The 26,625-nt window shown below is 32.1% G+C and carries 32 protein-coding genes; 30 read left to right on the forward strand and 2 right to left on the reverse strand.

All coding sequences use genetic code 11. The annotated features are described in order from the left end of the window. Positions 1-476 precede the first annotated feature (476 nt). From DWZ69_RS01850 to DWZ69_RS01930, 18 genes are all read left to right on the forward strand, one after another. Positions 477-950, forward strand: coding sequence for a hypothetical protein (locus DWZ69_RS01850; protein WP_118435884.1), 474 nt, complete (start codon positions 477-479; stop codon positions 948-950). Positions 951-967: 17 nt separating this feature from the next. Beyond that, positions 968-1,837, forward strand: a complete 870-nt coding sequence (locus DWZ69_RS01855) for a hypothetical protein (RefSeq protein WP_118435886.1) — start codon at positions 968-970, stop codon at positions 1,835-1,837. 17 nt (positions 1,838-1,854) lie between these two features. Then, positions 1,855-2,613 (forward strand): hypothetical protein, encoded by a 759-nt coding sequence (locus tag DWZ69_RS01860; RefSeq protein WP_118435888.1) that lies wholly within the window; start codon positions 1,855-1,857, stop codon positions 2,611-2,613. A 15-nt stretch (positions 2,614-2,628) separates the two neighbouring features. Beyond that, entirely contained in the window at positions 2,629-3,456 is an 828-nt protein-coding gene (locus tag DWZ69_RS01865) for a SagB family peptide dehydrogenase (RefSeq protein ID WP_118435890.1), read from the forward strand. Continuing rightward, positions 3,456-4,064 carry a CPBP family glutamic-type intramembrane protease gene (locus DWZ69_RS01870; RefSeq protein WP_118435892.1) on the forward strand — a complete coding sequence of 203 codons (609 nt, stop codon included), beginning with the start codon at positions 3,456-3,458 and terminating at the stop codon, positions 4,062-4,064. The genes DWZ69_RS01865 and DWZ69_RS01870 overlap by 1 nt, the downstream gene beginning before the upstream one ends. A 26-nt stretch (positions 4,065-4,090) precedes the next feature. Next, positions 4,091-4,981, forward strand: coding sequence for an ABC transporter ATP-binding protein (locus DWZ69_RS01875; protein WP_118435894.1), 891 nt, complete (start codon positions 4,091-4,093; stop codon positions 4,979-4,981). Further along, positions 4,978-5,739: an ABC transporter permease gene (locus DWZ69_RS01880; RefSeq protein WP_199640855.1), complete on the forward strand. Its 762-nt coding sequence runs from the start codon at positions 4,978-4,980 to the stop codon at positions 5,737-5,739. Before DWZ69_RS01875 ends, DWZ69_RS01880 begins: the two co-directional genes overlap by 4 nt. Then, positions 5,730-7,136, forward strand: a complete 1,407-nt coding sequence (locus DWZ69_RS01885; protein ID WP_118435898.1) for a YcaO-like family protein — start codon at positions 5,730-5,732, stop codon at positions 7,134-7,136. The genes DWZ69_RS01880 and DWZ69_RS01885 overlap by 10 nt, the downstream gene beginning before the upstream one ends. A gap of 1,067 nt (positions 7,137-8,203) precedes the next feature. After that, positions 8,204-8,569, forward strand: a complete 366-nt coding sequence (locus DWZ69_RS01890; protein WP_118435900.1) for a hypothetical protein — start codon at positions 8,204-8,206, stop codon at positions 8,567-8,569. A gap of 20 nt (positions 8,570-8,589) precedes the next feature. Beyond that, on the forward strand, positions 8,590-9,222 hold the full coding sequence (locus DWZ69_RS01895) for a SpoVG family protein (protein ID WP_118435902.1): 633 nt from the start codon (positions 8,590-8,592) through the stop codon (positions 9,220-9,222). A gap of 13 nt (positions 9,223-9,235) precedes the next feature. Beyond that, positions 9,236-9,829, forward strand: a complete 594-nt coding sequence (locus DWZ69_RS01900) for a hypothetical protein (protein ID WP_118435904.1) — start codon at positions 9,236-9,238, stop codon at positions 9,827-9,829. Between the two features lie 280 nt (positions 9,830-10,109). After that, positions 10,110-10,331, forward strand: coding sequence for a LexA repressor (locus DWZ69_RS01905; RefSeq protein WP_118435906.1), 222 nt, complete (start codon positions 10,110-10,112; stop codon positions 10,329-10,331). Positions 10,332-10,503: 172 nt separating this feature from the next. Further along, entirely contained in the window at positions 10,504-10,872 is a 369-nt protein-coding gene (locus tag DWZ69_RS01910) for a helix-turn-helix transcriptional regulator (protein ID WP_118435908.1), read from the forward strand. A 161-nt stretch (positions 10,873-11,033) separates the two neighbouring features. Continuing rightward, on the forward strand, positions 11,034-11,708 hold the full coding sequence (locus DWZ69_RS01915) for a hypothetical protein (protein WP_118435910.1): 675 nt from the start codon (positions 11,034-11,036) through the stop codon (positions 11,706-11,708). A gap of 472 nt (positions 11,709-12,180) precedes the next feature. Next, entirely contained in the window at positions 12,181-12,513 is a 333-nt protein-coding gene (locus tag DWZ69_RS01920; protein ID WP_158573345.1) for a helix-turn-helix transcriptional regulator, read from the forward strand. After that, the gene (locus DWZ69_RS01925; RefSeq protein WP_118435912.1) at positions 12,514-12,723 is read left to right on the forward strand and encodes a DUF6462 family protein; all 210 of its coding nucleotides are present in this window, start codon (positions 12,514-12,516) and stop codon (positions 12,721-12,723) included. A 99-nt stretch (positions 12,724-12,822) separates the two neighbouring features. Further along, on the forward strand, positions 12,823-12,993 hold the full coding sequence (locus DWZ69_RS12150) for a hypothetical protein (RefSeq protein WP_199640856.1): 171 nt from the start codon (positions 12,823-12,825) through the stop codon (positions 12,991-12,993). Positions 12,994-13,023: 30 nt separating this feature from the next. After that, complete coding sequence (locus DWZ69_RS01930; RefSeq protein WP_118435914.1) at positions 13,024-14,253, forward strand: site-specific integrase; 1,230 nt, start codon at positions 13,024-13,026, stop codon at positions 14,251-14,253. A gap of 308 nt (positions 14,254-14,561) precedes the next feature. On the opposite strand, the gene DWZ69_RS01935 is transcribed toward DWZ69_RS01930, so the two are convergent. Next, positions 14,562-14,765, reverse strand: a complete 204-nt coding sequence (locus DWZ69_RS01935; protein WP_118435916.1) for a helix-turn-helix domain-containing protein — start codon at positions 14,763-14,765, stop codon at positions 14,562-14,564. A gap of 104 nt (positions 14,766-14,869) precedes the next feature. Between DWZ69_RS01935 and DWZ69_RS01940 the strand changes: the two genes are divergently transcribed. After that, entirely contained in the window at positions 14,870-15,880 is a 1,011-nt protein-coding gene (locus DWZ69_RS01940) for a hypothetical protein (protein WP_118435918.1), read from the forward strand. Between the two features lie 65 nt (positions 15,881-15,945). Continuing rightward, positions 15,946-17,847, forward strand: a complete 1,902-nt coding sequence (locus DWZ69_RS01945) for an Ig-like domain-containing protein (RefSeq protein WP_118435920.1) — start codon at positions 15,946-15,948, stop codon at positions 17,845-17,847. Between the two features lie 186 nt (positions 17,848-18,033). Here the strand turns inward: DWZ69_RS01945 and DWZ69_RS01950 are convergent, their stop codons facing one another. Then, complete coding sequence (locus DWZ69_RS01950) at positions 18,034-18,864, reverse strand: helix-turn-helix transcriptional regulator (protein ID WP_158573346.1); 831 nt, start codon at positions 18,862-18,864, stop codon at positions 18,034-18,036. A 153-nt stretch (positions 18,865-19,017) separates the two neighbouring features. Between DWZ69_RS01950 and DWZ69_RS01955 the strand changes: the two genes are divergently transcribed. From DWZ69_RS01955 to DWZ69_RS02000, 10 genes are all read left to right on the forward strand, one after another. Then, a complete protein-coding gene (locus DWZ69_RS01955; protein ID WP_117440992.1) occupies positions 19,018-19,251 on the forward strand; it encodes a hypothetical protein in 234 nt (77 codons plus the stop codon). 93 nt (positions 19,252-19,344) lie between these two features. Beyond that, positions 19,345-19,728, forward strand: coding sequence for a hypothetical protein (locus tag DWZ69_RS01960; protein ID WP_118435924.1), 384 nt, complete (start codon positions 19,345-19,347; stop codon positions 19,726-19,728). A 55-nt stretch (positions 19,729-19,783) separates the two neighbouring features. Continuing rightward, positions 19,784-20,380, forward strand: a complete 597-nt coding sequence (locus tag DWZ69_RS01965; RefSeq protein WP_118435926.1) for a hypothetical protein — start codon at positions 19,784-19,786, stop codon at positions 20,378-20,380. Next, entirely contained in the window at positions 20,364-21,122 is a 759-nt protein-coding gene (locus DWZ69_RS01970) for a hypothetical protein (protein ID WP_118435928.1), read from the forward strand. Before DWZ69_RS01965 ends, DWZ69_RS01970 begins: the two co-directional genes overlap by 17 nt. A gap of 175 nt (positions 21,123-21,297) precedes the next feature. Beyond that, positions 21,298-22,272, forward strand: coding sequence for a replication protein (locus tag DWZ69_RS01975; RefSeq protein ID WP_118435930.1), 975 nt, complete (start codon positions 21,298-21,300; stop codon positions 22,270-22,272). Between the two features lie 5 nt (positions 22,273-22,277). Then, positions 22,278-22,487 (forward strand): excisionase, encoded by a 210-nt coding sequence (locus tag DWZ69_RS01980; RefSeq protein WP_347497422.1) that lies wholly within the window; start codon positions 22,278-22,280, stop codon positions 22,485-22,487. A gap of 97 nt (positions 22,488-22,584) precedes the next feature. Next, positions 22,585-23,835, forward strand: a complete 1,251-nt coding sequence (locus DWZ69_RS01985; RefSeq protein ID WP_118435932.1) for a tyrosine-type recombinase/integrase — start codon at positions 22,585-22,587, stop codon at positions 23,833-23,835. A 742-nt stretch (positions 23,836-24,577) separates the two neighbouring features. Continuing rightward, entirely contained in the window at positions 24,578-25,360 is a 783-nt protein-coding gene (locus DWZ69_RS01990; RefSeq protein ID WP_118435934.1) for an AAA family ATPase, read from the forward strand. Further along, complete coding sequence (locus DWZ69_RS01995) at positions 25,353-26,201, forward strand: ParB/RepB/Spo0J family partition protein (protein ID WP_118435936.1); 849 nt, start codon at positions 25,353-25,355, stop codon at positions 26,199-26,201. The genes DWZ69_RS01990 and DWZ69_RS01995 overlap by 8 nt, the downstream gene beginning before the upstream one ends. Beyond that, on the forward strand, positions 26,185-26,625 hold a 441-nt coding region (locus DWZ69_RS02000), incomplete at its 3' end, for a replication initiator protein A (RefSeq protein WP_243081026.1). The genes DWZ69_RS01995 and DWZ69_RS02000, both read left to right, overlap by 17 nt.

A 26,625-nucleotide genomic window follows, 5' to 3' on the forward strand; every position in this document is an offset into this window, starting at 1 on the left:
TATGACATTTAAAACAGAAAAGAAAATAAGTAATGTATAATATAGTTACTGTTGTTTAATTGAAAAAATAACAGGATTGTATCGAGTAAGTATTTGTGTTCTTAAACTGTTTATCTCGCGACAGTAAATTAATGATAAGAGATTGATTTACCTAGTATATAGATATAATTGACATAATCAATATAGTTTTATATGACAACGTGACAAGGTGGTGATATTGGCAATGCACGAAAATCATTAAGTTTAAAATGGTTTTCTGTCGCTAGGTAAGTCGTGTGATAAAAAAAGTTGATAGATTAATTAAAAGAAGGTCAGGAAAAATAGCTGGATAAGAATGGAAGGTATGTGGCAGAAAAGTCGTTTTGCAGTTTCATTTATTAATGTCTATTTCATCCTGTAAATAAATGTATATTCTCGAGAAACTCAAAACCAATTTATAGATATAAATTTGAATATAGATTGGGGAAAGGTGGATTATGGCATTATTAGTTGAGACAGAAGAAATGATTTTTAATAACTTGCTTTTTTTCGAAAGAGAAGTCACACGACCTCAAACTATTAAGCGAGAGATTGATATGCTCATGCCACGGCTCCACAAAATTGGAGTACAGCACAAAAATATTGTGATAAGCAGAGTTATAAAAAATAATCATGTAAAAAAGACAATGCTCATGCAGATACATATGCCAATTGATGTGAACGCTTCGTTACTGGAATTTATAGATGAAAACCCTCGATACTCGCTGGAAAATAATTTTTCAATAGGAAAGGGACTAAAATTAGTTATTTCTAACAATGAAGATGAATTTCGCGAGGGAATTAATCAGTTAATGAAAAGAAGACCAGATTTTGATATGTCAAAGAATCCCATTGTGGAAATGTCGCATATCTCATATGACGGCACAGTTATGAGCTTTGAACTTTTTCTAGAAGATAAAATATTATTATAAGGTAGGGACATTAAAAAATGATTAAACTTTTTAAAGATTTGCAGTTTTTTCGCTGTACAAAGTCGAAGTATCTTGTGAAAAAAGGAAGTATGTCAAATTATTCATTTGACATTATAGATGAGAAAGGTACTGGCGTTTTAGAATATATATTTGAGAAAGAAAAGTATCCGGTAGATGAGGAGAATTTTAATTCAACTGTTCGAAAATACCTTGGAGACGAATCAAATGATTTTATAGAGAAACTTATAGAACTTGAAGTTTTAAAACGGGTTGAAAAAAAAGTGGATAAGCGAACGGTTTTTGTTATTACAGGAAACGAGAATAAAGAGTTACTGATAGGGAAATTAGAGGAAATGAACTTTGAATCTATTGGTTCTTATGATATTGAAAAGTTGTCTGAATCGAATCAGGAACTAGAAAATGGAATTAATAAATGCGATATTGTGCTTGTTCTAAGCAATACTTTTCGCCCGGATGTTTTTTATGCGCTCAATTCTTACATTGTGGCAAATGATAAAAAAACTGTAATTGCCTATATGGATGGTGATGAAGGCGTCATTTTGCCGTTAGTTTCCCCCAAGAAATTTGGCTGCTATAATGATTTTGAACTTCTTCGCGAGGCGACATTCCATAATTTACTAGAGTATCAGGTGATGAAGGAAGAAATAGTAAAGAACAAGGTTAGTAGAGAAGCTACAATTTATAGTAAGATGCTTATGGATTGGGCAATTGTCATTATGAATTCTATTTGTAAAGAAACGCTTATCAACCACTTTGCGTATTCGCTTGATTTTGAGAGAATGCATTTTTCTAAAATCAAGCTGTTCCGCTTCCCTAAATGTCCTAGCTGTCAGGGAGATGTGAATCTTACGCATCCTTTTATTTGAGAAATTGAGGTGTAATAATGGATTTTTGGATACAAGAAAATGAAAAACAACAAGACTTCACTGGTGAAGAAATTGCTTCATTTAAACGGTATATAGAAGAAAATGATGTTTATAATGATAATACATTTGAATTTACAGAAAGAAATTTAGATTATTTTTCTGCACGATATACGAGAGATGATTTTACTTGTTATGCTGAATTGTTTCATGTAAATTCTGATTTCTGGAATTCTGATGAGATGGATGAGAATATCGAATTGTATGAAAAATCGGTACAATGGAGAAATAAAACTGTACATCCTGAGGATTCAGAATATGTGATAAAAGAAGAAAAGTATTTATACTTAGAATCCTTTTCTGAAAAATTTCGTAATATAGTGTCTTCATTGAATAAACAGCAAGCTGAACTTTTCTCATGTATTGATTTACTGTTTTTTGTTGAGGGAAGTTTCTATCAGTACTTGCCACAGAAAAATTTTGTGTTTATGTGGGAAAAAAACGGGAAAAAAATTGTTGATCAGATTTCAGAGTGGCTATCGGTAGATTTTGAGGATAAGATAGTTGTAATTCCAATTTTTGTTCCGATTAGAAAGATGCTATTTTTTGGAGAGTATGGATATCGTGAGGCAATGATAGATTATGGTCGTGTTTTGTCGGAAATAACACATAGTGTTTCAGACGCCAAGATAATTCGTAGATTTGAAACAAGAGCAATGAATGAAAAATTTCGGTTAGACAGTGTTGAAAAAAGTATATTAAGTATTATTTCATGCTAATGAAAGGGGGGTTAAATGGAAGGAATTAGACTAAATCAATATGAAAAAGAAATTAATAATATAAATGAACAAATTGCCACATTGCCAGATGTTGAGCAGCTTGCTATTCTACACGAGATAATTGATGATACGCCTTTTAAGACGCAAAATTATAATAAATATGCTCATGAAGAATACTATATTTGTCATAACAAACCGAAGATTATTGAAAGTGAAAAAAAACGTGTTTCGTTAAAACCATACAAAACAATGCCGGATTGCGATTTGGCAAAACTTATTTCGGGACGAGATTCTGTTCGAGACTATGCTAATAAAGAAGTTACATTTGAGCAATTTAGTACACTACTCCATTATAGTTTTGGGGTAAAACGAATTGCAAGAGGTGCATATGATCAAAGAGAATATCCATTCCGTTACTGCAACAGTGCAGGCGGATTAAATCATTTGGACTTATATGTGTTTGTCAATAATGTTAGAGGCTTGGAAAGTGGTATATATTATTATGATTTTATCAATGATGATTTAATTCAAATGGAATATGGGAATATGAGAAGTATTATTGGTCGTCTGAATTTTCAAAATGAGTTTTCAATATATTCAAATTTTGTTGTGGCTATAGTATCTGATCTTTCAAGAATAGTGCCGAAATATTACAAACGTGCCTATCGTATGGTACATGTCGATGCGGGGATTGCATTATCTTACTTACAAATAATTGGTGAATATGTAGGGGTTTCATCTTGCATTGTTGCCGGATTTCTTGAAAATGAATTAGAACGTTTGTTATGCCTTTCAAGAGATGACTATCCGATTGCAACGATGGCATTTGGTATAAAGAGTTGATGATTGAATATTATGTATTGATATTTTTTATAATACCGACTATTGAATTATTTGTTAATAAGTTTATCCGGTCTCGTATAGTGGTGTTGGGCTCATATTTTGCATTTATAACTACCATTGCTACATTAATAATAATATGTAATTTGTATGCTTTAAAAAGTGAATTTGTTAATGTGAAAATATTGTCGGTACTCCTATGTGTGTTGTTGGGAATTTTTTTATATGTTATTGATTTAGCGATAAAAAATATTGTGTTGAATGATGTGCTGATTTTAGATTTTACATATTATTTTTCATTTAATAGAGACACATCTTTTAAAATATTGTTATCGGTTTTGATTGCAATTGAAGAGGAATTGATTTTTAGATTTCCGTTATGTTTATTTGAGGGGATATCATTTTTTCTTCTCTTTGTTGGGACACTTTCATTTGGTCTTGCACATATGTTTTTTTCTAAATATGATGTAGCATCGAAAATGATAATTGGAATTTTATTAGGTATTATTAGTATTGTTTCTCATAATGTTTTTCATGCTATAATCATTCATGCGGTTTACAATTTGATCGTAGGTATTTGTGGAGGTATTAATTTAAAAAACATAATATAAAATCACAAATTTAGAAGGGAGAATATATGAACTTAGTTGTAGAGGGAATAAAAAAGCAATACAGTAAAACGGTATTACAGAATATCAATTTGACAATTAGCAAGCCGGGAGTTTACTTGATTGCAGGTCCTAATGGAAGCGGCAAGACTACTTTATTGGAAATCATTGTTGGACTTCGTAAACCAGATGGTGGGACTGTTATGATTAATAATCATCAATGTGGTTCTGTAGAAGCAAAAAAGGAAATTGGATTTCTCTGCCAGCAAAATGGATTGCGAAAAACAATAAAACTAAAAGAAGAAATGCAACTTATTAAAGAAGTCTTTGGTGCTAAGGTTGAGGATATAGAGTATTTGAAAAAATACAATTTAGAAGAATATTATAAGAATAAAACAAGAACACTTTCTGGAGGAACGCAAAGGCGATTTTTAACAGCGATGTTGTTTCTCGCTGGTCAAAACATTGTGATTTTGGATGAACCAGCATCTGGACTTGATACATATAGTCGTGATGAGATTTGGAACACTATCAGTGAATACGGAAAAGAACATATTGTTATTGTTTCTGATCATTATTTGAATCAGGCAAGGCTCTATTCCGATAGAATTATAATGCTAGATCAAGGGAAAATAATTGCAAATGACACATTTAATGAAATAAAAAAATGCTGCCAATGTGAAAAATTGATTAAGGTGCGTAACGAACATTTTGAGCCTGTAAAAAGAAAAATTGATGAAGTTGGAGCAGAATATGAGATTAAAGTATCTGGTACAGTCTATAATATTTATCTTAAAAATCATACCACAGAAGTATTGGAATCTCTTAAGGAACAGAAGATTACTTCACATGATTTGGACTTGGAAGACATTTATTTTTATATGACAGGTAGACAAAGTTATTCTGAGGAGGTGAAATGATGAGTACAATTAAACCGTTTTTTAAGATGGAAATGCGTGCACTGTCAAGAGAATATGTTTCACTCTTCTTTATGATTGTGCTTCCAATGATTTTAACTATCGTTTTTGGTGGAGCATTTGGTACTGAAGCTACGCAGTACGGACCGAAAATTCTTGGCATTGATACTGTTGTACCTGTAAATGTTGTGTTTTTACTCGCAAATACTGGGTTAATGGGGGTACCAATTACAGTTTTAGAAGTAAAGGATCAGGGGGTTTTAAAACGATATATAACTTATCCTGTTTCATATGGAATGTATTTTCTTGCGCTTATGTTGACATTCATGATTGTTTGTATTCTTTCCACCGTTTTATTTATGGGCGCATCGTTTATTGTCTATGGTGCAACTTGGTTTATGAATTTTAAATCGATAGTGTTGTTTATTGTGGCGTATTTTGATACAATGTTTATCTTTTTTATTTTGGGTTATTCATTAGCCTTGTTGATTAAATCAACAAGAACAGCAAGTTTAGTTTCATCTGGTATCTTTATGTTTTTATTGTTTACGTCAGGTGTAGCACTTCCAGTTGAATCATTGCCTAAAATTGTACAGCAGGTTGCACATGTTTTTCCAATGTATCATGCAATTCAAGTGATTCAAATGCTTTGGATTAATGAATTTTCATGGGCGGAAAATGGTGCTAATTGTTTAGCAATGATTTTCTACTCGATTTTAGCCGTTGTATTACTTGTGAAAGTGAGGATAAAATGGGATTAATTATTAAAGTGTATAATCACAGAAAAATTTCAGAACCAGCCGAGTTTCAAGTCGAAGATTTCATGAATTACAGAGAAATGATGACTTATCTGGGTTATTTTAATCTGATTAAGAAATTAGATATTGTTCTTGCACCATTTTCTGAACTTCCATTATTTATTGGAAACTGTGAATTTGCAAATATTGACTTTATATTTAATTATCTTCTTGGAAGAACTAGTCAAAGTATTTCATTAAGTGAATCTATTTTTGCTGGAGGAAAAGGTTTTACATATTATAAGGCAATCTGTTCTTCGTTGGGAGAGGCTTTCGAACGATTTATGGCTTGTCTTGAATATTTTGTTCAAGAGAAGAATATTGTCGTAGCTTCTTATGATGAATTATGCAAGCAAAACAGGTATGCTGCGAATCCAGCAGAGTATTCATTGTTTTCTGAAAAACAGTATGAACAGTCTAATTTTCTTTTTGATAAGTTTGATAATAATAGTGTGGTTGGTTGGATCCCAATGAAAGAATACCGTACAGAGAAAGAAATTCTCTTTCCAGCCTGTTTGGTTTTGATGTATTATGTGCAGCAGGAAAAGAATGAAGCTCGTATTGGATATTCAACATCAGGAGGTCTCACCTCTCAGTATGAACCCGAACGAGGAATATTACATGGTATTGAAGAGATTATTGAACGTCATGAAATCAATTTATCTTGGTATTGTAAAATACCTCCGAAAGAGATTATTTTGGACAAGGTTGAGAATCCTAGATTATTAAAGTTTGAGGAATATATTAAGGATAAAAATATTCATTTTTATCGTCATAATGTTGATCAGGAAAACTTCCATGTTGTTACAGCTATGTCATTTGACCACGATATGACAAAATATTCTTTTAATGCTGGTGGAGGTGTCGCTAATGATATTGAAAGTGCTATTGTGGGCGCCTTAGAAGAGTATATGCAATCTGTAAATAATACAAGAAAGATAGTATATGCACCTAATTGGATAACCTCAAGTTTTTCAAATCAAGTTTTAGAAGTACATGAGGGTGATGATCCTAAAAACTTTAAAACATTCTATCAAGCAGTTTCATTCTATGGACTGGCCTGTTATAAGGATAGGTTGAATTGGTTTGTTAAAGGAAATAAGAGGATTAAGCTTTCAAAATTACGTAAAGAACAAAGGAATTATTCTATTGCAGAATATGTCATTCAAAATAGTATCGAACCAGTGTGTTCTGTTTTGAATATGCAAAGTTGCTTTAGGAGAATCTATATTTCTAAAGTATATATGAAAGAATTTTCTTCTGCGTTCATTGCAGGTATCCCAGCTTTGGGACATAAATGTTACAGTAAATATTTGAAAGAAGGCGAAATAATCAATGAGGATATTTTGCCATTTCCATAAGCTAATTCTCTTGGTTAAATAGAATGTTGTATAAGATTTTTGGTATTTTCTTTTCTGCTAAATTGATAATTGGATGTAATATATTAAATACAAATTTGTAGTAAACATTTCATCACACTATGAAAGGAGAAATAAAATATGAAGATTGTGAAAAAAATTGAAGACCAGAAAGACTTCAACGCAAGTGCACTGTCTCCAGGCGGTTGGTGCTGTTGTTGCTGTTGCTGGTGTTGGGCTAATGTTTTTAACTTCTAATATTTCTGCTGGTGGCAAGCGTCTATATCATATGTTGCTATGTGGTTAATATTCGTAAGTTTTGTGTTTTAGCAGAAAGGTTGTACATAAAAATAACAAAAGAGTCAAGTGTTCTTGGCTTTTTTGTTATTTGCCGATGATACGTGTTCCTAAATGGTAAAAGCCCTTCGCAGTCCTAGCAGTTAGGCAGAACAGTTGAATAGTTGAAATATTAAGAGGTGTGGAACTTTTGAAATTATTTAAAATATTGATAAAAGAAAAAGTAGTAGGATGAAGGGAATTTGTTATTAGATAGGGCATATACAGTTGACTTACTCTTAAAATGATGATTATAAAATCAGAAATCAGAGATAAGATATATTTTATAAAGATAAAGAACATAATATAAAGATGAATGATATAACATTAGAAAAAAATAGACTAACAAAAAGATTAGAAATGATACAAAAACACTGATAAAGCTTTTGAGTATGTATGAATATAATTGTTGTTAGAGGGATTGTGTAATTTAAATAGAAGTTAATGACTTGAAAAATAATTGAAGTTAGAGTTAACCAATTGTAATTAAGAATCAGTTGTTATAATCGTATATGCTAAAAAAGACCATCCTAGATTCAAAAATAACAAAATAAAGACCATACTAGTTTTAGACATAATAATTTACAACTGATAAAATTATAACATCACTTAGAAAATACTAAGTAACAATTTAATAACGCCTTATCAATATTCTATTCTAGTTAATGGAGTATTTGATAGGGCGTTTTTATTTTGCACCTACAATAGGAAAAAAATATGAAAGGAGATTCAGGATGAGACATGTAAAAGATAAGGAGTCAGCTCGTGAAATAGGATATTTGTTTCAAGCATTACAGCATGAGTGGGAACGTTCTGGGAAAACAGTTGTTACTAGGCGCATTGGTCAGGATGAATATGATGAGTTTGCAAAATGTTATTCAAAGAAACTGAAAAATTATGACAAAGAGCGAAATGAAGATGAAGCAATGCAGATAAAGGTAATACTAAAATCAATGAAAGAAATGTGCGTGTTAAGTCGCATTGCTAAAAAGATTTGTAACAAAGCAGCGCTTAGTTCAAGTAAAAAATGGGGACATTTCGACATTGAGTTAGACAGGGAAGAAAGAAAATGTTTAGAAGAAATAATAGGAATATATTAATTGGAAGGAGAGAAATGTAAATGAATTATAGTATAAGAATTTTTAAAACAAAAAATCAAGAAAGAAGTACAAAAGCGTATGCATCAGTAACATTTAATAAATGTTTTATAGTTACAGGAATTACTGTAAGAGAAAATAAAAATGGTGAACTGTTTGTGTCAATGCCGAGTTACAAAAGTAAGTCTGTTGATGATAATGGAAAGCCAGTATACAAGGAATATTGCAATCCAACGACAAAAGAATTCAGAGATGAGTTATATGGAAATATTCTGAAAAACTTTAAAGAAGGTGTTAACGAGTATGAAGTGAAAGGGCTGGATGATAAAATGCAAATTGGAATTTCACTCAATACAATGTCAGGTACAAACCTAGAAGCAATTGGTAGGGTTTATTTAAACAAGTGCTTTGTCATAAATAATGTTAAGGTTATGACAAGTGAAAAAGGTTCTTTTGTAGCAATGCCGTCTCAGTTAGTAAACAGAGGAGATGAAGGAAAAAAATATGAAGATGTTTGTTTTCCGATAACAAAGGAATTCAGAACTGAGTTGTACAATGCAATTTTAAGTGAAAAAGAAAAAGTATATGAAAAAATGAATGAAGAATTTATGCAGATGGACAAAGCATTAGATGGTGTGGAAACACCCTTTAGATAAGGAGGAAAAGAATATGCAGATAAATAAAGTATTTGAAAACGTAAAAGAAAGAACAATCAGAGAAAATGAAAAGAATAAACGTGAATTATTTCCAAATAAGGGGAAAAAAGCAGCTATTGTGATTACATATGATGAGCTAGAACAAAAAACATATGAAGAATTTGCTGAAATGTGTACAATTGCCAAGGAGCAGGGATTTGAAGTTTGCGAAAGTGAAAGTGGATGTGAATTTTGGGGCATAGTTCCAACAAATAGTTTAGATGACGTAGGATATGGCAAATTAATAATGCAACTGGCACATACTGCAGATGTTATATTTATAGACAAGAATGTGTATGATGCTCTAGATTATATAGAACAAACTATTTTTGTAGCAGGAATGAAACTCATAAATGTAGAAGTACGAGAGGTACAGTCAGGTGTAACATTCATTGCAGATCCTATATACGAACATGAAATACAGAGAGCCTTAGCAAAAAGAGTGGCAGTATCTCCAATTGCTAAAGATCCAAATCCTAAGATTGCTGAACAGGCTATATTATATGAATTAGTCGTTGTGATGAGCAATATATGGAAATGTGAAAGAGTAAAGCCAAAAGAAATCTAGAATAATGTATTATGTATTGTTTTTTACGCTGGTGTTTAAGATGACATCAGCGTTTTAGCATATAAAGCATATGAATGTATATTTGCAAATTTGGGTATTTACATATCAGTTTAAAAGTAATATAATTACAATGCTTAAAGAAATCGAACACATATTCGATTGTACTTTGATCTGGAAATAAGTATGAAGCAAAGAATTGCATACATAGATTTGTTTGCAATTTGTAAAAGAAAATTAAACAGTAGTATCAGAGAAACTTAATATTAGGAGGTGAACCAGGATGGCTTATACAAGTCAGTTAACAGACAGACAGTTAAAGACCTATGAATGCATCATAGACTTTATTAAAGAATTTGGTTTTGCACCAACCGTAAGAGAGTTGTGCGAAAAAACAGGTTTTACTTCTACATCTTCTATAGCTGGACATTTAAAGGCACTTGAAAAGTTAGGATATATAAGAAGATATCCAACATGCCCTAGAGCGATAACAGTATTGAAATAGGAGTGTTAGACGGAAATTAACCAAGGTAAAAGATCAGCAAATTAACTAGTTACTATGTGTTGCTAAACAGGCGTAGTTAATTAGCAATCACTTACAAGGAAAAGTTTCCCATCCTTTGTGAGTACAAACTTAAAACATTAAATTTGTATTATAACAAAAGGAGACAACACATTTGAAGATAGACATTATGAAATCCGGGTCAGACCCGGTTAGAAAGGATTATTACGACAGTGACAAAGTAGGTAATAGGCTTCAAGAAAGTCGAGAGGAAAGCAAATTAACGCAGGAAAAAGCTGCAGAGAAGCTAGATATTCATATTAATACACTTGCAAGATATGAACATGGAGCACCTGTACCATCAGAAGTGTTAAAAAAGATGTGTATAATATATCAAAAGTCAGCAGATTATTTAATTGGTAATACTAACGACAATTATTATGATGTACAGATTATGCGATTGCTTGAACAGAACGACATGAAGACCAATAAAGCTATTTATGAAATAGTTGAAAGAATAATGAAGATAAGACTTGCCTATTGAAAATTTTTATATACAATTAGTATTAAAATAAAATACATAATGGTATTATAGTGTTAGTGTAAAGAGTCACAAAAAGTGGCTCTTTACTTTTAAAGAAGTGAAAGAGATTATAAAGATGAAAAGTATTTAAGTATACAATATAAATACAAGGAGTGATAGTTTTGACAACAAAGGGAGTAGTAGATAAGTATTCAAAAAAATATAAAGAGTATTGTAAGAATGTAACAGAAGATGAACTGAATGAGGCTTTAACAGTTTTAAGTAAATATATTGGAAGAGAAGGTGACGATATATTTATTAGAGATGAATATAAAAAAGAGGCTCGTAAAATGGAATACGAAGATGAATTTGCAGATGCAATTTATGATTTTGTGGAATATAAAAATCCTACATGTTATACCGCATATAATGCAAGAATGCTTAGGGAAGAGGAAAATCCGATGGACTTAATATATATGGCATTGTATAAAAGACATTCAAACAGGCAAACATACGCAAAGAATAGAGAGAGAGTCGAAAAGGAAAGGAAGCAGAAAGAAGAATATCCAGCACTTAAATATATGTTCATTAGAGAATCAGGTATTATAGTTTCAAGAGACATAGATAATCCTAATGAAAAAACATTTGATTTTGTTAGTGTTGAGGTTTTTAAAGGCACATATTCGATAGAATTTATTAAACAACACAGGGATGAAATAATGGATGCAGTGTTATATAAGATATCCAAGTTTCGAAAATTTATCAAATTCAACGTTCCAGTAAGCATTTTAAAATTAGATAAAATAAGAATAATAGGTTGTGATATGATTTTATATTTTTCAATAAAGGAATTATAAAACAATCTGTCTTAAAATTAGGGCCAGTGCAAATTGGCTCTTTTTTTATTGAATTTAGAATTACCCACTAAAATTTGTGGGGATTATTATTAAATTCCACAATTTCGTGTGTACGAATATCTTCTTATTTAACATAGAATAATTACATAGTCATTGATTACCAACCCAATGACACAGACTTACAGATAATAAGAAAAAACTTCTGCCAGTAATGGCTAGATTTGCTTATGCCGTAATCGGTGATGTAGTCATCGTAGCAATTCAAACTTATACTGACGACGGTCAGATCAAAAGAAGTTACTAATGAGATGGAAATTAAGGCGTTTCCTCTGTTGTGGTAAACAGTCATTAGAGATGCAGGCGTGCTAACTTATGAAAATGTAAGTGTTCATTTATAACAAACATTACTAGTAATGTATTTCAACAAAATAAACAGATGCTAGAAAACATAACTAACAGAATTGAGGTAAAAATGAAATACAATAAATTAGCAGTTGGAGACAAACTAAAAGAAATAAGAACAAAACTAAATATATCTCCCGGTGAAGCAGGAGATATGGTGGATTGTAGTGAGTCACATATTAGACAATTAGAGAGAGGGTGCAGAAATCTAACAGTAAATATGCTTTACAAATTTATTGAAGCATATGATACGGATGCTAATACTATACTTGGAATCAAGCACGGAACGAAAGACAGACTTGAAGATAATTTGAGTAAGCTATCATTTGATGAGCGGGAACAATGTTTAGTTCTTTATGCAGACATGGTGGAGACGATGGTAAGAATGAAGGAGGCGATATAGATGACAGAAGCAGGCAAGGTTTCAGTTAGAGGAAAAGCAATGGCAAAAAAATTTGTTAGATATAAAGAAGGTTCAGACCTATATAGTATAGGGATGACAAAGTTTCAAGCGTTGGCAAAGGAAGCTGGAGCTGTGTATAAGATAGATGGAATGGCTTTAGTCAATTGCGAAGTATTTGAAAAATTTTTAGAAACATTTAGAGAATTTTAGAAATAAAAAAGTTAATATAGAACATTAAAGAGTTTGTACTATTTAATAGTTGATTTTTTGTCATACAAAATATATAATAAACGCATGGAGGTATGCAATATGGCAAATAAAGGAAGACCTAAGTTAGAGAAAACTAAAGACAAGGTTCTTAGTATTCGCATTTCAGATGAGATGTATCAAAGGTTATTGCAGTATACCGAAAAACATAATGAGTCTATGACAAAAGTCGCAACGAAAGGTCTTGAGGAAATATTATCAAGAGATAAATAGTATGAGCTCTTTCTTATTAAGGAGGAACTTATGGCAAATAGAAAAGATCCTAGAGGTAGAACACTTAAATCAGGTGAGGTTTATAGAAAAGATGGTCGTTATGTTTATACGTACACTAATCCATTGGGACAGCGAAAATACATTTATGCTAATGACCTTGTATCTCTTAGGAAAAAGGAACAAGAACTATTAAAGGCTCAGTTAGATGGCTTAGATGTGTACACAGCAGGAAATGCTTCAATCAATTTTGTATTTGATAGGTACATTTCCTTGAAACAGCATCTAAAGGATTCTACAAGGAGCGGATATATATATACTTATAACCATTTCGTGAGAAAAGATTTTGGTAAAAAGAAAATCGCAGACATTAAATATTCAGATGTAGTGCAATATTATCTATACTTATTGAAAGATAAGAATATTGCCCTTGGAACTTTGGATTCAATTCATTGTCTTTTGCATCCAACTTTTGAGTTGGCGGTAAGGGATGACATAATAAGAAAGAATCCTGCTACAGGCGCAATGAAAGAGGTAAATAGAAAATCTGGTAAAAACAGAGGTATTCGGCATGCACTGACAATTGAACAGCAAAGAGCATTTATGAATTATATTGCAAATAGTCCGGTGTATTATCACTGGTGGCCATTATTCACATTTTTGCTAGGTACAGGATGTAGAATTGGGGAAGCTATTGCATTAAGATGGGATGACTTGGATTTTGAAAATAAAATGATTACTATTAATCATAGTATTGCAAATTATAAGTCGGCAGAAAAGAATAAATGTGTGTCAACGCTGTCTACTCCAAAAACAGAGGCAGGTATTAGAACAATTCCAATGCTTGATGTTGTGTATGATGCTCTAAAATTAGAAGAAGAGGATCAACAAGAGAATGGATTTAATGAGACTGTTATAGATGGCGTAAGTGGTTTTGTTTTTCAAAACAGATTCGGAAATATTCTGAATCAACAAGCAGTGAATTCAGCAATAAAAAGAATTGTAACTAATTATAATAATGAAGAAGAAATCACTGCAGCAAGAGAAAAAAGGAATCCGTTAATATTACCATATTTTTCATGTCACATTCTTAGACACACATTTGCAACAAGGCTATGTGAACAGGAAACTAATCTGAAAGTTATTCAGTCTATTATGGGACATAGAAACATTGAAACAACAATGGATATATATGCGGAAGCTACAGATGAAAAGAAGAAAGAGTCTTTTGAAAATTTATCTGTGAAATTAGATGTTTTTTAAGAAGTATAATTGGGAATTTGACATCAAATTTTCCGATTGACATCAATTTGACAACAAAATAGATAGAATATTAATTAAAAATGAAGGATTACGAATAGTCTATTTATATAATTTTATATTAGTATAGTTTAATATGAAGCTCTGTGAATAATTGCCAGACGACGTCCCAACAATGAAGCAGTTGGATAAATAAAAGCCTTTATTTATAAGGGATTGAGATAATTAAAGTCGAGAATTGCGACCGATTTGCGACCAATTAAAGAGAATACGCTCAAAAAAACTAGAAGTAGTTAGCTTCTAGTTTTTTTTTACCTAGTTTTATCATGTTTAATTACATCGCTTACTTCACAGTCTAAAATAAAACATAATGCATCCAAAGTTTCAGTAGTACATGGCAAGCCTTTCTTTATTCTGTGGATAGTGTTAGCAGACATTCCTTGTTTAAAGATAAGATTATATTCTGTGATATTTTTCTTGTACATAGTTTCAAAAAGTGGTTCGTATGAAATCAAACTTACACCTCCTTAAATCTTTAAGGGTAAGATAACATACTTAATTCATTGACTATACTCAATATATTGAGTATAATGTTAAAAAAGTTAAGGAGTGTTTAATTATGAAAAAATCAGGAAAATTGTTAATTTTAATTATTATGATGTGTACATTTTATTGTATGTCAAATCATATTGTTAATGCTAAGGAATATCCTCAAATTAGCATGGGAAAAGTTTATTCAGGAAAAATTAGTGATAAAAATGTGTGCGACACATACATAGTAAAGGTAGAACAAACTGGAACAGTTTATTTTGACATGAATGTTTCGGATGCTTTAGATGTTTATATTTCTGATAAAAATGGTAATAAATTAGAACCAAATTTTCATTGTGGATATGGGGACGAACCTTTTAATATATCAGTAAATAAGGGAACGTATTATATTGATGTTGTTCGTTATGCATATGGGGATATAAAATATAGATTTGAATGTTCATTTTCGCCAGCTTACGAAACATTTGGATATAGTAATAATTTCAAATCAGATTTAAAATCTGTATCTTCTGTTCCATACGAAACTAAAATAAATGGTCAGATGTCAATGGATGAAACATATGATTACTATAAAATATATTCACCTAAAAAGGGAACGTTACAACTTGATTTTACAAATAATATAGATCAACTTCTAGTATCTGTTGTAGATAGCAATAATAATAGTATTATAGAACATTACACATATAGTGGAAAAAAATATTCATATGATATAGAGGTTGGCAAGGGAACATATTACCTAAAGCTTATAAGGTGTTTTAATGACCTTGGAACATATAGTTTTAAATTAGGACATAGCAAAGAATCGTTAAATGTATTTAAACTTTTTAAGATTTCATCAAAGTCATTTAAAATTGTTGTATCTAAAACAGGTGGAACAACAGGTTATCAAATAAAATATAAACAAGATGGCAAAAAGTGGAGAATAAAAACAATTAAATCCACAAAATTAAATAATACTATAAGAAAATTAAAAAAGAAAAAAACTTATAGAGTAAAAATAAGGACATATTATACGTATAAGGGTAAAAATATTTACTCTGATTGGAGTAGGAGCAAAAAAATATCTTTGAAATAAACATATATATCAAAGGCATTATATTTGTTAAAAAAATAAACATCAGAAAATGAAGGAGAAAGATTATGGGGAAGCTAAAGAAAATATGTGCCATTATTTTGGTATTCATAATGGCATTTACCGTAACACCAGAGAGTGTTTTTGCAGCAAAGAAAGTAAAATTAAACAAGACAAAGGCAACTGTTTATGTTGGAAAAACAGTTCAGTTAAGATTAAAAAATAATAAGAAAAAAGTAAGATGGTCAACATCTAATAAGAAAGTTGCTAGAGTAAGTAAGAAGGGAAAAGTTACAGGTAAAAAGAAAGGTAAAGCAACAGTTACAGCTAAAATTGGTAAAAAGAAATACAAATGTAAGATTATAGTAAAAAAGAAAGCAATAGTTAATCGTTCAAAAGTTCCAGAGACAACAAAGCCTGTGGAACAACCTACAACAAAGCCTATAGAACAACCAACTACTAAGCCGACAATAGTTGATGGGTCGAAATTAAATAATAATGACAAAGAAGTTCTCAAAAAAATAATCAAGGAACAAAAAGAAAAAGGTGCTGATGTTGAAGAGGATATAAAGGATTCAAGCTACGAATGGGATGCAAATGGTAATCTGATTGGAATAAAATGGTTTGATGAAGAGAATGGTAAAGGTTTAGAATTAAAGGGAAAATTAGATTTAACAGGATTAAAATCATTAAAATACTTGGATTGCGATGGTAGTATGCTTACAAACATTAACATTTCTGATAATAATGAATTAGAAGAGCTTTATTGTAATGAAAATCAATTAGAAAAATTGGATGTTTCTGAAAATAGTAATTTAAGAGAGTTAAGCTGTGAATCTAATCAAATCGAAAGTCTGTATCTTGATGAGTGTAGGAAGCTGATAACTCTCGATTGTGGAGAAAATAGATTAGAAGAATTATCGGTTTCCAAAAACAGTAGTTTAGAAAATTTATATTGTTCATCTAATAATATTAAGAACTTAGATTTGGTAAATAATACTGAATTGGAGGAATTATGGTGTTCGCATAATCAAATCGAGAGTTTACAGCTTAATAATTGTAAGAAACTAATAAATATTCATTGTTCAGATAATCAGATTAAAGAGATGAATATTTCAAATTGCAAAGATTTAGATAATTTAGATTGTGTCAACAACAATATAAAACAAATAGATGTGTCAAATAATTTAGAATTGCGAGGTCTTTTTTGCGCTAACAACCAAATAAGTGTGTTGGATTTATCTAAAAATTTGAATTTGAATGATGTATGGTGCAGCGAAAATCAAATGAAGAGTTTGAAACTACCTGAAAACACAGATGATTTTACAATTTTGCATTGTGACAACAATTTATTAACCAATTTAGATATCTCAAATAATCCAGAGATAGAATACATTTATGCGAACAATAATAAATTAAAGTCAATAGATATTTCTAATAACAAAAATTTAAAATTCTTGCATTGCTATTATAATGAAATAGAAAATTTAGATTTATCGAATAACACAGCATTAGAAAGTATTATGTGTGGTAATAACAAATTAAAAACAATAGATGTTTCTGCTAATGTTAATTTAGATAGGATAGATTGTAGTTGTAATGAAATAGGAAAATTAGATTTATCAAATAATTTAGCTTTAAAGGATTTATGTTTTAGTAATAATAAATTAAAAACAATAGATTTATCAAAAAATAAAGGGTTAGAGAATTTAGAATGTAATGGAAATTTATTAACTAATCTAGATGTATCAAACAATGTATCAATGAATAGTTTGGATTGTTCTGATAACCAACTTACAGATATAGATTTATCTAAAAATATTAACTTGGAATGGCTTGCTTGTACAAGCAATAATATTACAACGTTATATCTTACAAATAATACTGAATTATGGTTTTTGGCATGTGATAAGGAGGTAAGTGCAGTTGGTTATACAGGAAAGAGATACGAAAGTGTTGTAAAAGATTAATAAAATTAATATGCTATTTGTTTGGTAGACAAAGCAGAATAGATGCCTATGAACGACCATAATATACGCGTTGTATCATAGGCATCTATTTTTATTATAAATATTTGGAGTCTGTTAAATAATTTGTTTATTTCTTCTTTGGTGAAGTAAGATTAAGAAGGTTAATAATCTTATTGAGTTTTTTTCTTATTTTTCAAGATATTTCTCTAGCATATGAACAAAAAGTTGTCCGATTTTCTCTTTTTGAATATCTATTTTTTCTTTCGTAAGAAGAACATGAAAACAGTAATTAACAAGATAATCAATTAGAATTTGATAGTTCTGAGGATTATCGGTAACTATACCGAGTTTATTTAAAATATTTGTAGATAAGCAGGTGTTTATATTGATGCATTCATCCATTTTTTTGATTGCAAAAGAAAACTTATCGTGAGGTAAAGCAGAGATAAGATATTCTTTTAGGGATGTTTTGTCATATTGGCTTAATGGTGTGAATGCTTGATAACCTTGAAATATATCTGACAGCAAGGCTTTCAGAGGGTCCTTTAGGTTGTCAACTTCACTATTCACAAGAAAATCTTTCCATGCATTAAGAGTGGTCGAATTGACAAGCGCATAACAATTATCTGGATGCATAAAATAATTGAGAAAATCTCTATAATTATCATCACTTATGGCTTTATTTATTATATCAATGTTGATTGTGGAGTAGTGAGAAGCAATTGAGGAAGGTGTGAATCCAATGAGTTCTTCTGCCCCTAATAAGTAATCAATATTACAATCTAAGACATTACAAATATCTGCCACCTTGTCAATTGTAGGAATTGTTGTTCCGTTTTCCCATTTTCCATAAGTTCTGCGCTCAACATTCAGTTTTTCTGATAGAGTATCTTGTGATTTGCAGTAAGCATATTTTTCGTAAGGATTGTTCCGTTTGTCCTGATTATTCTTATATTGTTTCCAACGAGATTCTCGTAAATTTTTTAATTGGGTTGAAAATAAATTTTTGTCATACATAAGTGACATATACCTCCTTTTATAAAATGCAGTATGGCTTGCACTTGGCATTTATATGTGAGATATTATAGAGTAAAATTAAAATTGTCAAGGGCTAAGACAATAGGTCAGCAACCCATGGATAAGCTGATAAAAGAAAGGAGGCGCACAACTATGTTAATGCAGTTCGTTGGAATATCAGAAATGTCATTTGATACCAAAGAAGGTAATCACATAGAAGGTACAAACTTATACTTACTCACACAGAATCCTAATGTTGAAGGTTTAGAGGCACTCAAATTATTTGTTCCTAGAAGTATCGCTTTACCTAAGGGCATGGAATTAAATAAAAAGGTAGATGTTGAGTTTAATCATAAAGGAAAACTTGTAAAAATTAGTTTGGCATAATTGATAAAGAAACTCTACTGACATTATGTAAACAGATGAAGCAAAGGGAGGAAATAATCCTCCCGATGCTTGTCTATTAAGGAGAACACAATAATGAATAAAGAAATTGAAACAAAGCTTATTGAATGTCATATCCTCATGGTTGAAGCTCTGAAAGGATATGAAGATAGAGCTTTTCAGAGCAACAAGCTGTTTGAATTAAGACAGTATAGTAATCAGCTTCCAGAAGATATGAAGAGAAAGATTGTGGATTACGCAGACGAAATCATTCGTCCTATGGTATATGATATTGACTACTGGTCTTTCATTGAAAAGGATGAGCAGTATGGGTGTTTCGATGATGAGAATCACTTCATCATTGATAGCGACCGCTCGCTTGAGAGTATCATTTTCAGAAAATATAATCATATATGTGATTTGCATGAGAAGTTAAATGCATTTATGTTGAAAGGGTTTCATTTGAATTATGGTTGCTAAGTATATTTCTGGGGAGTGGGTATTCCATTCCCTTACTTGCTAAGAAGGGAGATATATGGACAATAAAGAATTTAATGAGCAGAGGCACAACAGAAAAAAGCAACAGTATAGATTTATTCTTGGAATTCAGCAGTTATGGAATTATCCATTATTAAATCTTATATGGGGCTTGCTTGCCGGTGGCGTTGTGTTGTTGATTATGACTAAAAGTAGATATATTGCTAGCGTGGAAGTATATCCTATGTTTGAAACTATATTTACTGTATGTGTGACCGCAATAATTATAATATTTCCGATTATATGTGCAATAGGAATAGTCCAGTTGGTAGGCTTCTTGTTTGCAATTAGAGATGAAGCGGATATGGAGATTGTATTCGGAGATAAACAAGATGTGAAAAATCAACCGCCAATATTAATATCTAAGAAAAAAGATAGAAAATCGGGAGTTATTAAAAGAGAATTCTATACTACTATTCCGATGGAACGATGGCAGGAAAAGAAGGAAGCTATCTGTGACAGACTGGATGTGCATCTTATAGGTGATATTACTTATGGTGGTAGGAAAAAGGATAAAGGTAACCATATCTATTTTGAATCGGCTAAGGGCAGGAATCCAAAGGAACGAGGTGTGTTGTATGATGATACCTTCTAAGGAATTGCTTATAGGCTATGATTATGATGCATGGTATGGATTTGGTAATAGAGTACCTGTAACTGTGGATGCATCCACTAAGAATAACTCCCAGACGCTTATATGTGGCATGAGTGGTTCTGGTAAAAGCTATTTGACAAATCAGTATTTTGCTCGAATTTGTTTACATGGGGGCGAAGATTCGGTGGTGTATTTTGCAGATTTTAAGCAGGATGATAGTTTTACTCATCTTCGAGGCTGTCCTCGATATTATCCTTATGATAAAACCATAGAGGCTCTTGAAGAGGTGTATGAAATCATGCATAAGCGTCAACGTGGAGAAGATACATCAAGGCATTATGTGACACTTGTTTGGGATGAATACATGGCTAACATTTTGGCTTTGCTTGGTTCAGAAAAGAAGAAAGCAGAAGCAGTTATGCATAAGGTTTCAGAAATCCTTATGCTCGGACGCTCGTTAGCGGTCAGATTAGTGATTGCCTGTCAGCGTCCAGATGCCTCAGCTTTTCCAACTGGCTCAAGACTTAATTTTGGCGTGATTATTATTGTAGGTGCGACCTTAGAGAGCATATACTCCATGCTCATGCCGAAAGAGTTGATAGATAAAGTCGGAAATCGAGAATTTCATACTGGTGAAGGTGTCATGCTGTGGCAGGGGTCAGAACTTAGATTTATAAAGGTGCCTGTGATAAGGAATGAAGAGAAAATGAAGGCAATATGTATTGAAGCATTAACAAGATAACAAACAGAAGCGGTGGCTGTGGCGAAGCCACAAGCCATCCGCAACAGGTTTGGCTTAGTATTACCCAAACCTGCACAAACATGTGCACTCCTTGTATTTACAGGCTTTGTAGCATGTTCGCAAGGCTGCACATAATGAACAGGAGGCGATAGCAATTAAAGATACTCAGAGCTTTATGTATCAGCTTACGATTAACGCTCCAGAGGAAAAAGGATGGACGCATGAACACATATTAGGGGTGATGCGCGGAAACTTCAAAACACTTGTATATATCTGCATGGCAGATGAGCAGGGAAGCTGTTATCACACGCATATATTTGTAGTATTTGCATCCAGAGTTAGATTCAGTATGGTTAAGCGTTATTTTGAGGAAGCACATATTGAAAAATGCAAAGGTTCAGTATCTGATAATGTGAATTATGTTAAAAAGACTGGTAAATGGGAAACAGACGAGTCGAAACAGGAAAAGAAAATTGAAGGAACATTTGAGGAATATGGTACACAACCGCCAGACAGTAAGGGCAAGAGAAGTGATATGTCGGAGCTTTACCAGATGGTAATGGACAATATGACTAATGCGGAAATACTGGCTCAGAATCAAGACTATATTCTTCAAATTGATAAGATAGATAAAGTTAGAACGACATTATTAACAGAAAAATATAAAGAGACAGTCAGACTGGATTTAGAAGTGGTTTACATTAGCGGAGCTACTGGAACAGGGAAAACCAGAGGTGTTCTTGAAAAGAATGGATATTCAAATGTATATCGTGTAACTGATTACCTGCATCCTTTTGATTCATACAATGGACAGCCAGTAATTGCATTTGATGAATTCCGTTCTTCTTTGAGAATTAAAGAAATGCTTTTATTCTGTGATATATATCCTATCGAGCTTCCGAGTAGATATACTAATAAATACGCTTGTTATAACAAGGTGTATATAATATCGAATTGGTCTCTGGAAAAACAGTATTATGAAGTCCAGAGGGATGATAGAGAATCTTGGGATGCTTTTCTTAGAAGAATTCACAAGGTGGTTATCTATTCAAAAGATGGAAGTATAAAAGAATATGATTCTGTAAAAGCATATCTGGAAAGAGATGAATTCGTTGAGATAGACGATGATGTAGATTTACATTTTGATTGAAGGGAGTGATTGTTATAGATAAGAAATACGTTCCCTTATGGGAAAAAGCAAACTTAACACTTGAGGAAGCCTCAATGTATTTTGGAATCGGTCAGAATAAGCTTAGGGAATTAACGAACAGCGATAATTGTCCTTATGTTATCTGGTGCGGAAACAAACGTCTTATTAAACGGAAGCTGTTTGCTGAATACTTAGAAAAGATGTATTCAATTTAATTTGATAGAGATGTAACTTTTAATAGACAATGAGAACATGTTGAGGCTATAATGTACTTGAGCGTGTTCTCTTTGTTGTTATGAAAGGAGATTTTATATGGCAGTAGAGAGACGCAAAGACAATAAAAATAGAGTTTTGAAAGAAGGCGAATACCAGAGAAGTAGCGGAACTTACGAGTTCAAATGGAGAGACAAGCGAGGCGGTCGGCACTCTATTAGTGCAGTTACTCTTGAGGAATTAAGAGAAAAAGAATTGGATGTGCTTCGAGATGTTTTAGATGGTGTCAGAGCGGATAAGAATAATCTTACCATCAATGATTTGTATAATAGTTGGGTACAGCTTAAGAGAGGTCTTAAGGATAATACATTCTCTAATTACAAATACATGTACACCATGTTTGTTGAACCAGATTTTGGCAAGAGCAGGCTCGTTGATTTGAAGCGTTCAGATGTTAGGGGATTTTATAATTATCTGGCGGATGAAAGAAATATACAGGTTAATACAATCGACAGTATTCATACTGTACTGCATCAAGTATTAGAGCTTGGAGTTGAGGATGATTATCTTAGATATAATCCTTCTGACAACGCCTTAAAAGAACTAAAGAAAGCTCGGAATTTTGAAGTTGAAAAAAGACGAGCATTAACAGTTCCAGAGCAGGAGCTATTCGAGAAGTTTCTCAGCAAGCAGGGGCAGTATCATAGATGGTATCCTATTTTTACTATCATGTTATGGACTGGGATGCGTGTTGGAGAAATCACAGGGCTTAGATGGTGTGATATTGATTTAGAGGAAGAAGTAATCAATGTGAATCATACATTGGTATATTACTGCACAAGAACAGAGGCAGGACAGATTTTTGCAATCAATACCACTAAGACAAAAGCAGGTGAGAGAACAATTCCGATGCTTCCAATCGTAAAAGAAGCTTTCCTCATGGAGAGGGAATATCAAGAAGAATGTGGAATTAAGAGTGAAGCTGTTGTTGATGGTTATCGAGATTTTATATTTGTAAATCGTTTTGGTAATGTTCAGCATCAAGGCACACTTAATAAAGCTCTAAGGAGAATTATTAGAGACTGCAATTTCGAGGTACTTGATAAAGATCACCGAGATAATGCAGTTATTCTTCCAAAATTTAGCAATCATTCTTTGAGACATACTTTTACAACCAGAATGTGTGAAGCAGGTGTAAACATTAAAGCTATGCAGGATATTCTGGGACATGCAGATGCAGAAACTACGATGCAGATTTATGCAGAAGCTACTAAGGATTTGAAGAAGTCAGAGCTTATCAATTTTGACGAGTATTTCGCTAAACAGAAGAAGGCTCAATCTTGTAATTAACAGGTTGCAACATTATTGAAAAAATGATATTATATTTTTGCTAATTTGTTGGCAACAGATTTTGGTTCGATTCCAAATATTCCCTACATAATTATGACATTGGTTTCCATTGTCTCCGCTGGCATCTGCTATGATGCAATTAAAGATATCTTTGATAATACAAAAGGGGGACACACTATGAAGAAAATGGCACAAATTATTATTAGCTGGCTATGTTGCTGCGGGAATATGGTGTAATGGTAGCATGGTGAAAAGTATCACATAGTCAGCACCAAAAATAATCTGTGATGTTATCGTGGTTGCGACATTGCGACCAATATGCGACTGATTTGCGACCACTTATGAAGATTAGTGTAGATTTATGAAATCAGAGCATAAAACACAGGTAACGGAAACACAGTTATAATAAGATATAAAGACATATTCGTAATATCGGACGATATTCCCGACAATGAAACAGTTGGATAAATAATTTATTTTTAAAAACTGTAGAACCCCTTTATTTATGGGCATTGTAGCAAGTTATTAGTAATTACAAATTCACTAATTAAAGCAAAAGGACGTATAAAAGGACGTAGAAATTTTACGCGATAATATGTCATAGTACGTTAACTTAATAATTAAATAAAAAATTTGGACACTTTCTAAAAAAAATTTTTTAGAAGGTGTCTTTTTTTATTTACATTTTCAACATTTGTGATCTTGTAGGAGATATAAAAAATATATAAGGAGGAAGAAAGAAATGTGTAAGGTAATTGCAATAGCAAACCAGAAGGGTGGAGTAGGAAAAACTACCACAACAGTTAATTTAGGTATTGGATTAGCAAGAAAGGGGAAGAGAGTTCTGTTAATAGATGCAGACCCACAGGGAAGTATGACAGTAAGTCTTGGAATTGATGAACCAGACAAGATTGAGTATTCATTAGCAAATGTGTTAATGGATGTTGTAAATGAGGAGGAAATTGATTATGAAAAAATAATTTTAAAACATGAAGAAAACATTGATTTTATCCCGGCAAACATAGAATTGGCAGGATTAGAGGTTTCTATGGTTAATGTAATGAGCAGAGAATTAGTAATGAAAAGATTTATTTCTAATATAAAAGAAAACTATGACTATATTCTTATTGACTGCATGCCGAGCCTTGGAATGATAACCATTAATGCATTTGTGTGTGCCAATTCAGTGTTAATTCCTGTTCAGGCATCATATTTACCGGTAAAAGGATTACAACAGTTAATAAAGACAATAAGCAGAGTAAGAAGACAAATAAATCCGGAACTAAAAATAGAAGGTATGGTTATGACAATGGTTGATATGCGTTCTAACTATACAAAGGACATATTAGAGGCATTAGAGAGCACCTATGGAGAAACAATTGGAATATTTGATAGCAGAATACCGATGTCAGTAAGAGCTGCAGAAACAAGTGCTGAGGGAAAGAGTATATATATTCATGACCCAAAAGGAAAAGTGGCAAGAAGTTATGAAGAATTAACAGAGGAGGTGCTTGTACATGAGTAAAGTAAGAGAAAAAATAAAATTAACAAGTTACGATGAATTATTGAAAGTGGAAACAACAGATGGATTAAAAGAAATAGATGTAGATAAATTACATGATTTTAGTAATCATCCATTTAAGGTTTCGGATGATGAAAAGATGGAAGAATTAACAGAGTCAATAAGGGAAAGAGGCGTACTTCTTCCTATATTGGTAAGGAAAACAAATGACGAAGAATACGAGATAATATCAGGGCACAGAAGAACACATGCAGCAAGGCTTGCAGGACTTGAAAAGGTGCCGGTTATTATAAGAGAATTGAGTGATGACGATGCAACAATAGTAATGGTTGATTCAAACATTCAAAGGGAAGAAATACTTCCAAGTGAAAAAGCCTATGCATTTCAAATGAAACTTGAAGCGATTCACCATAAAGGAATAAAAGGAGCAGAAAGCAGGGAAGTTGTAGGAGAGGCAAATGGCTTGTCAGGGAGACAGGTATCACGATACATAAAACTTACTAATCTGTTACCGGAGTTACTTGAAATGGTAGATGAAAAAAAGATTGCCATAAAACTTGCAGTGGAAATAGCAGAATTGTCAGAGAATGAACAGCAGGACATTTTAGATTATTTCAATCTTGGATATAAGGTTAGTTTAGAGCAAGTTAAGGCAATTAAAAATAAGGAAAAATCAACAGACATCATTGAAAGACCGGAAGAGAAAAACAAGGAGAGTGCAAAGGTTACAATATCCCGAAAGAAACTTAAGCAGTATTTTCCTGAAAATTATACAAAGGCAGAAATGGAGAACATAATTTACCAGTTATTGGAGAAATGGAAGAGTGATGGTTATGACATTTGATTATTATTATGGAGCTCAGGCAGAGCAGTTTAATTTCATAAGAATTCCCAAAGCAATGATTGTAGACCCAATGTTTGAAGATTTGTCAGTCAATGCAAAACTTCTTTATGGAGTTTTGCTTGACCGAATGAACCTGTCAATGAAGAACAGATGGTTTGATTCAGAGAACAGAGTATACATAATATACCAGATTGCAGAAATAATGGAGGACTTTAACTTTAGTAAAAAGACAGCTGTAAGGTATTTAAATGAGCTTGAGAATTTTGGATTGGTTGAAAAGAAAAGAAGAGGTTTGGGACTTCCAAGCCTCTTATATGTAAAGAATTTTGTTGTGTTTCAGGACCATTCGGAGCCTGATGACACAGATTTTGATGATGTAGCAGAAGATGACAATTTGAATGAAAATATGGAAACTTCAAGAGGT

This window comes from Eubacterium sp. AF34-35BH, assembly GCF_003477765.1.
Lineage (GTDB): Bacteria > Bacillota > Clostridia > Lachnospirales > Lachnospiraceae > Eubacterium_G.

Coding starts and splice junctions, on each gene's coding strand:
- DWZ69_RS01850 (WP_118435884.1), top strand. CDS start 477: ATGGCATTATTAGTTGAGACAGAAGAAATGATTTTTAATAACTTGCTT.
- DWZ69_RS01855 (WP_118435886.1), top strand. CDS start 968: ATGATTAAACTTTTTAAAGATTTGCAGTTTTTTCGCTGTACAAAGTCG.
- DWZ69_RS01860 (WP_118435888.1), top strand. CDS start 1,855: ATGGATTTTTGGATACAAGAAAATGAAAAACAACAAGACTTCACTGGT.
- DWZ69_RS01865 (WP_118435890.1), top strand. CDS start 2,629: ATGGAAGGAATTAGACTAAATCAATATGAAAAAGAAATTAATAATATA.
- DWZ69_RS01870 (WP_118435892.1), top strand. CDS start 3,456: ATGATTGAATATTATGTATTGATATTTTTTATAATACCGACTATTGAA.
- DWZ69_RS01875 (WP_118435894.1), top strand. CDS start 4,091: ATGAACTTAGTTGTAGAGGGAATAAAAAAGCAATACAGTAAAACGGTA.
- DWZ69_RS01880 (WP_199640855.1), top strand. CDS start 4,978: ATGATGAGTACAATTAAACCGTTTTTTAAGATGGAAATGCGTGCACTG.
- DWZ69_RS01885 (WP_118435898.1), top strand. CDS start 5,730: ATGGGATTAATTATTAAAGTGTATAATCACAGAAAAATTTCAGAACCA.
- DWZ69_RS01890 (WP_118435900.1), top strand. CDS start 8,204: ATGAGACATGTAAAAGATAAGGAGTCAGCTCGTGAAATAGGATATTTG.
- DWZ69_RS01895 (WP_118435902.1), top strand. CDS start 8,590: ATGAATTATAGTATAAGAATTTTTAAAACAAAAAATCAAGAAAGAAGT.
- DWZ69_RS01900 (WP_118435904.1), top strand. CDS start 9,236: ATGCAGATAAATAAAGTATTTGAAAACGTAAAAGAAAGAACAATCAGA.
- DWZ69_RS01905 (WP_118435906.1), top strand. CDS start 10,110: ATGGCTTATACAAGTCAGTTAACAGACAGACAGTTAAAGACCTATGAA.
- DWZ69_RS01920 (WP_158573345.1), top strand. CDS start 12,181: ATGAAATACAATAAATTAGCAGTTGGAGACAAACTAAAAGAAATAAGA.
- DWZ69_RS01925 (WP_118435912.1), top strand. CDS start 12,514: ATGACAGAAGCAGGCAAGGTTTCAGTTAGAGGAAAAGCAATGGCAAAA.
- DWZ69_RS12150 (WP_199640856.1), top strand. CDS start 12,823: ATGGCAAATAAAGGAAGACCTAAGTTAGAGAAAACTAAAGACAAGGTT.
- DWZ69_RS01930 (WP_118435914.1), top strand. CDS start 13,024: ATGGCAAATAGAAAAGATCCTAGAGGTAGAACACTTAAATCAGGTGAG.
- DWZ69_RS01940 (WP_118435918.1), top strand. CDS start 14,870: ATGAAAAAATCAGGAAAATTGTTAATTTTAATTATTATGATGTGTACA.
- DWZ69_RS01945 (WP_118435920.1), top strand. CDS start 15,946: ATGGGGAAGCTAAAGAAAATATGTGCCATTATTTTGGTATTCATAATG.
- DWZ69_RS01950 (WP_158573346.1), bottom strand. CDS start 18,864: ATGTATGACAAAAATTTATTTTCAACCCAATTAAAAAATTTACGAGAA.
- DWZ69_RS01955 (WP_117440992.1), top strand. CDS start 19,018: ATGTTAATGCAGTTCGTTGGAATATCAGAAATGTCATTTGATACCAAA.
- DWZ69_RS01960 (WP_118435924.1), top strand. CDS start 19,345: ATGAATAAAGAAATTGAAACAAAGCTTATTGAATGTCATATCCTCATG.
- DWZ69_RS01965 (WP_118435926.1), top strand. CDS start 19,784: ATGGACAATAAAGAATTTAATGAGCAGAGGCACAACAGAAAAAAGCAA.
- DWZ69_RS01970 (WP_118435928.1), top strand. CDS start 20,364: ATGATGATACCTTCTAAGGAATTGCTTATAGGCTATGATTATGATGCA.
- DWZ69_RS01975 (WP_118435930.1), top strand. CDS start 21,298: ATGTATCAGCTTACGATTAACGCTCCAGAGGAAAAAGGATGGACGCAT.
- DWZ69_RS01985 (WP_118435932.1), top strand. CDS start 22,585: ATGGCAGTAGAGAGACGCAAAGACAATAAAAATAGAGTTTTGAAAGAA.
- DWZ69_RS01990 (WP_118435934.1), top strand. CDS start 24,578: ATGTGTAAGGTAATTGCAATAGCAAACCAGAAGGGTGGAGTAGGAAAA.
- DWZ69_RS01995 (WP_118435936.1), top strand. CDS start 25,353: ATGAGTAAAGTAAGAGAAAAAATAAAATTAACAAGTTACGATGAATTA.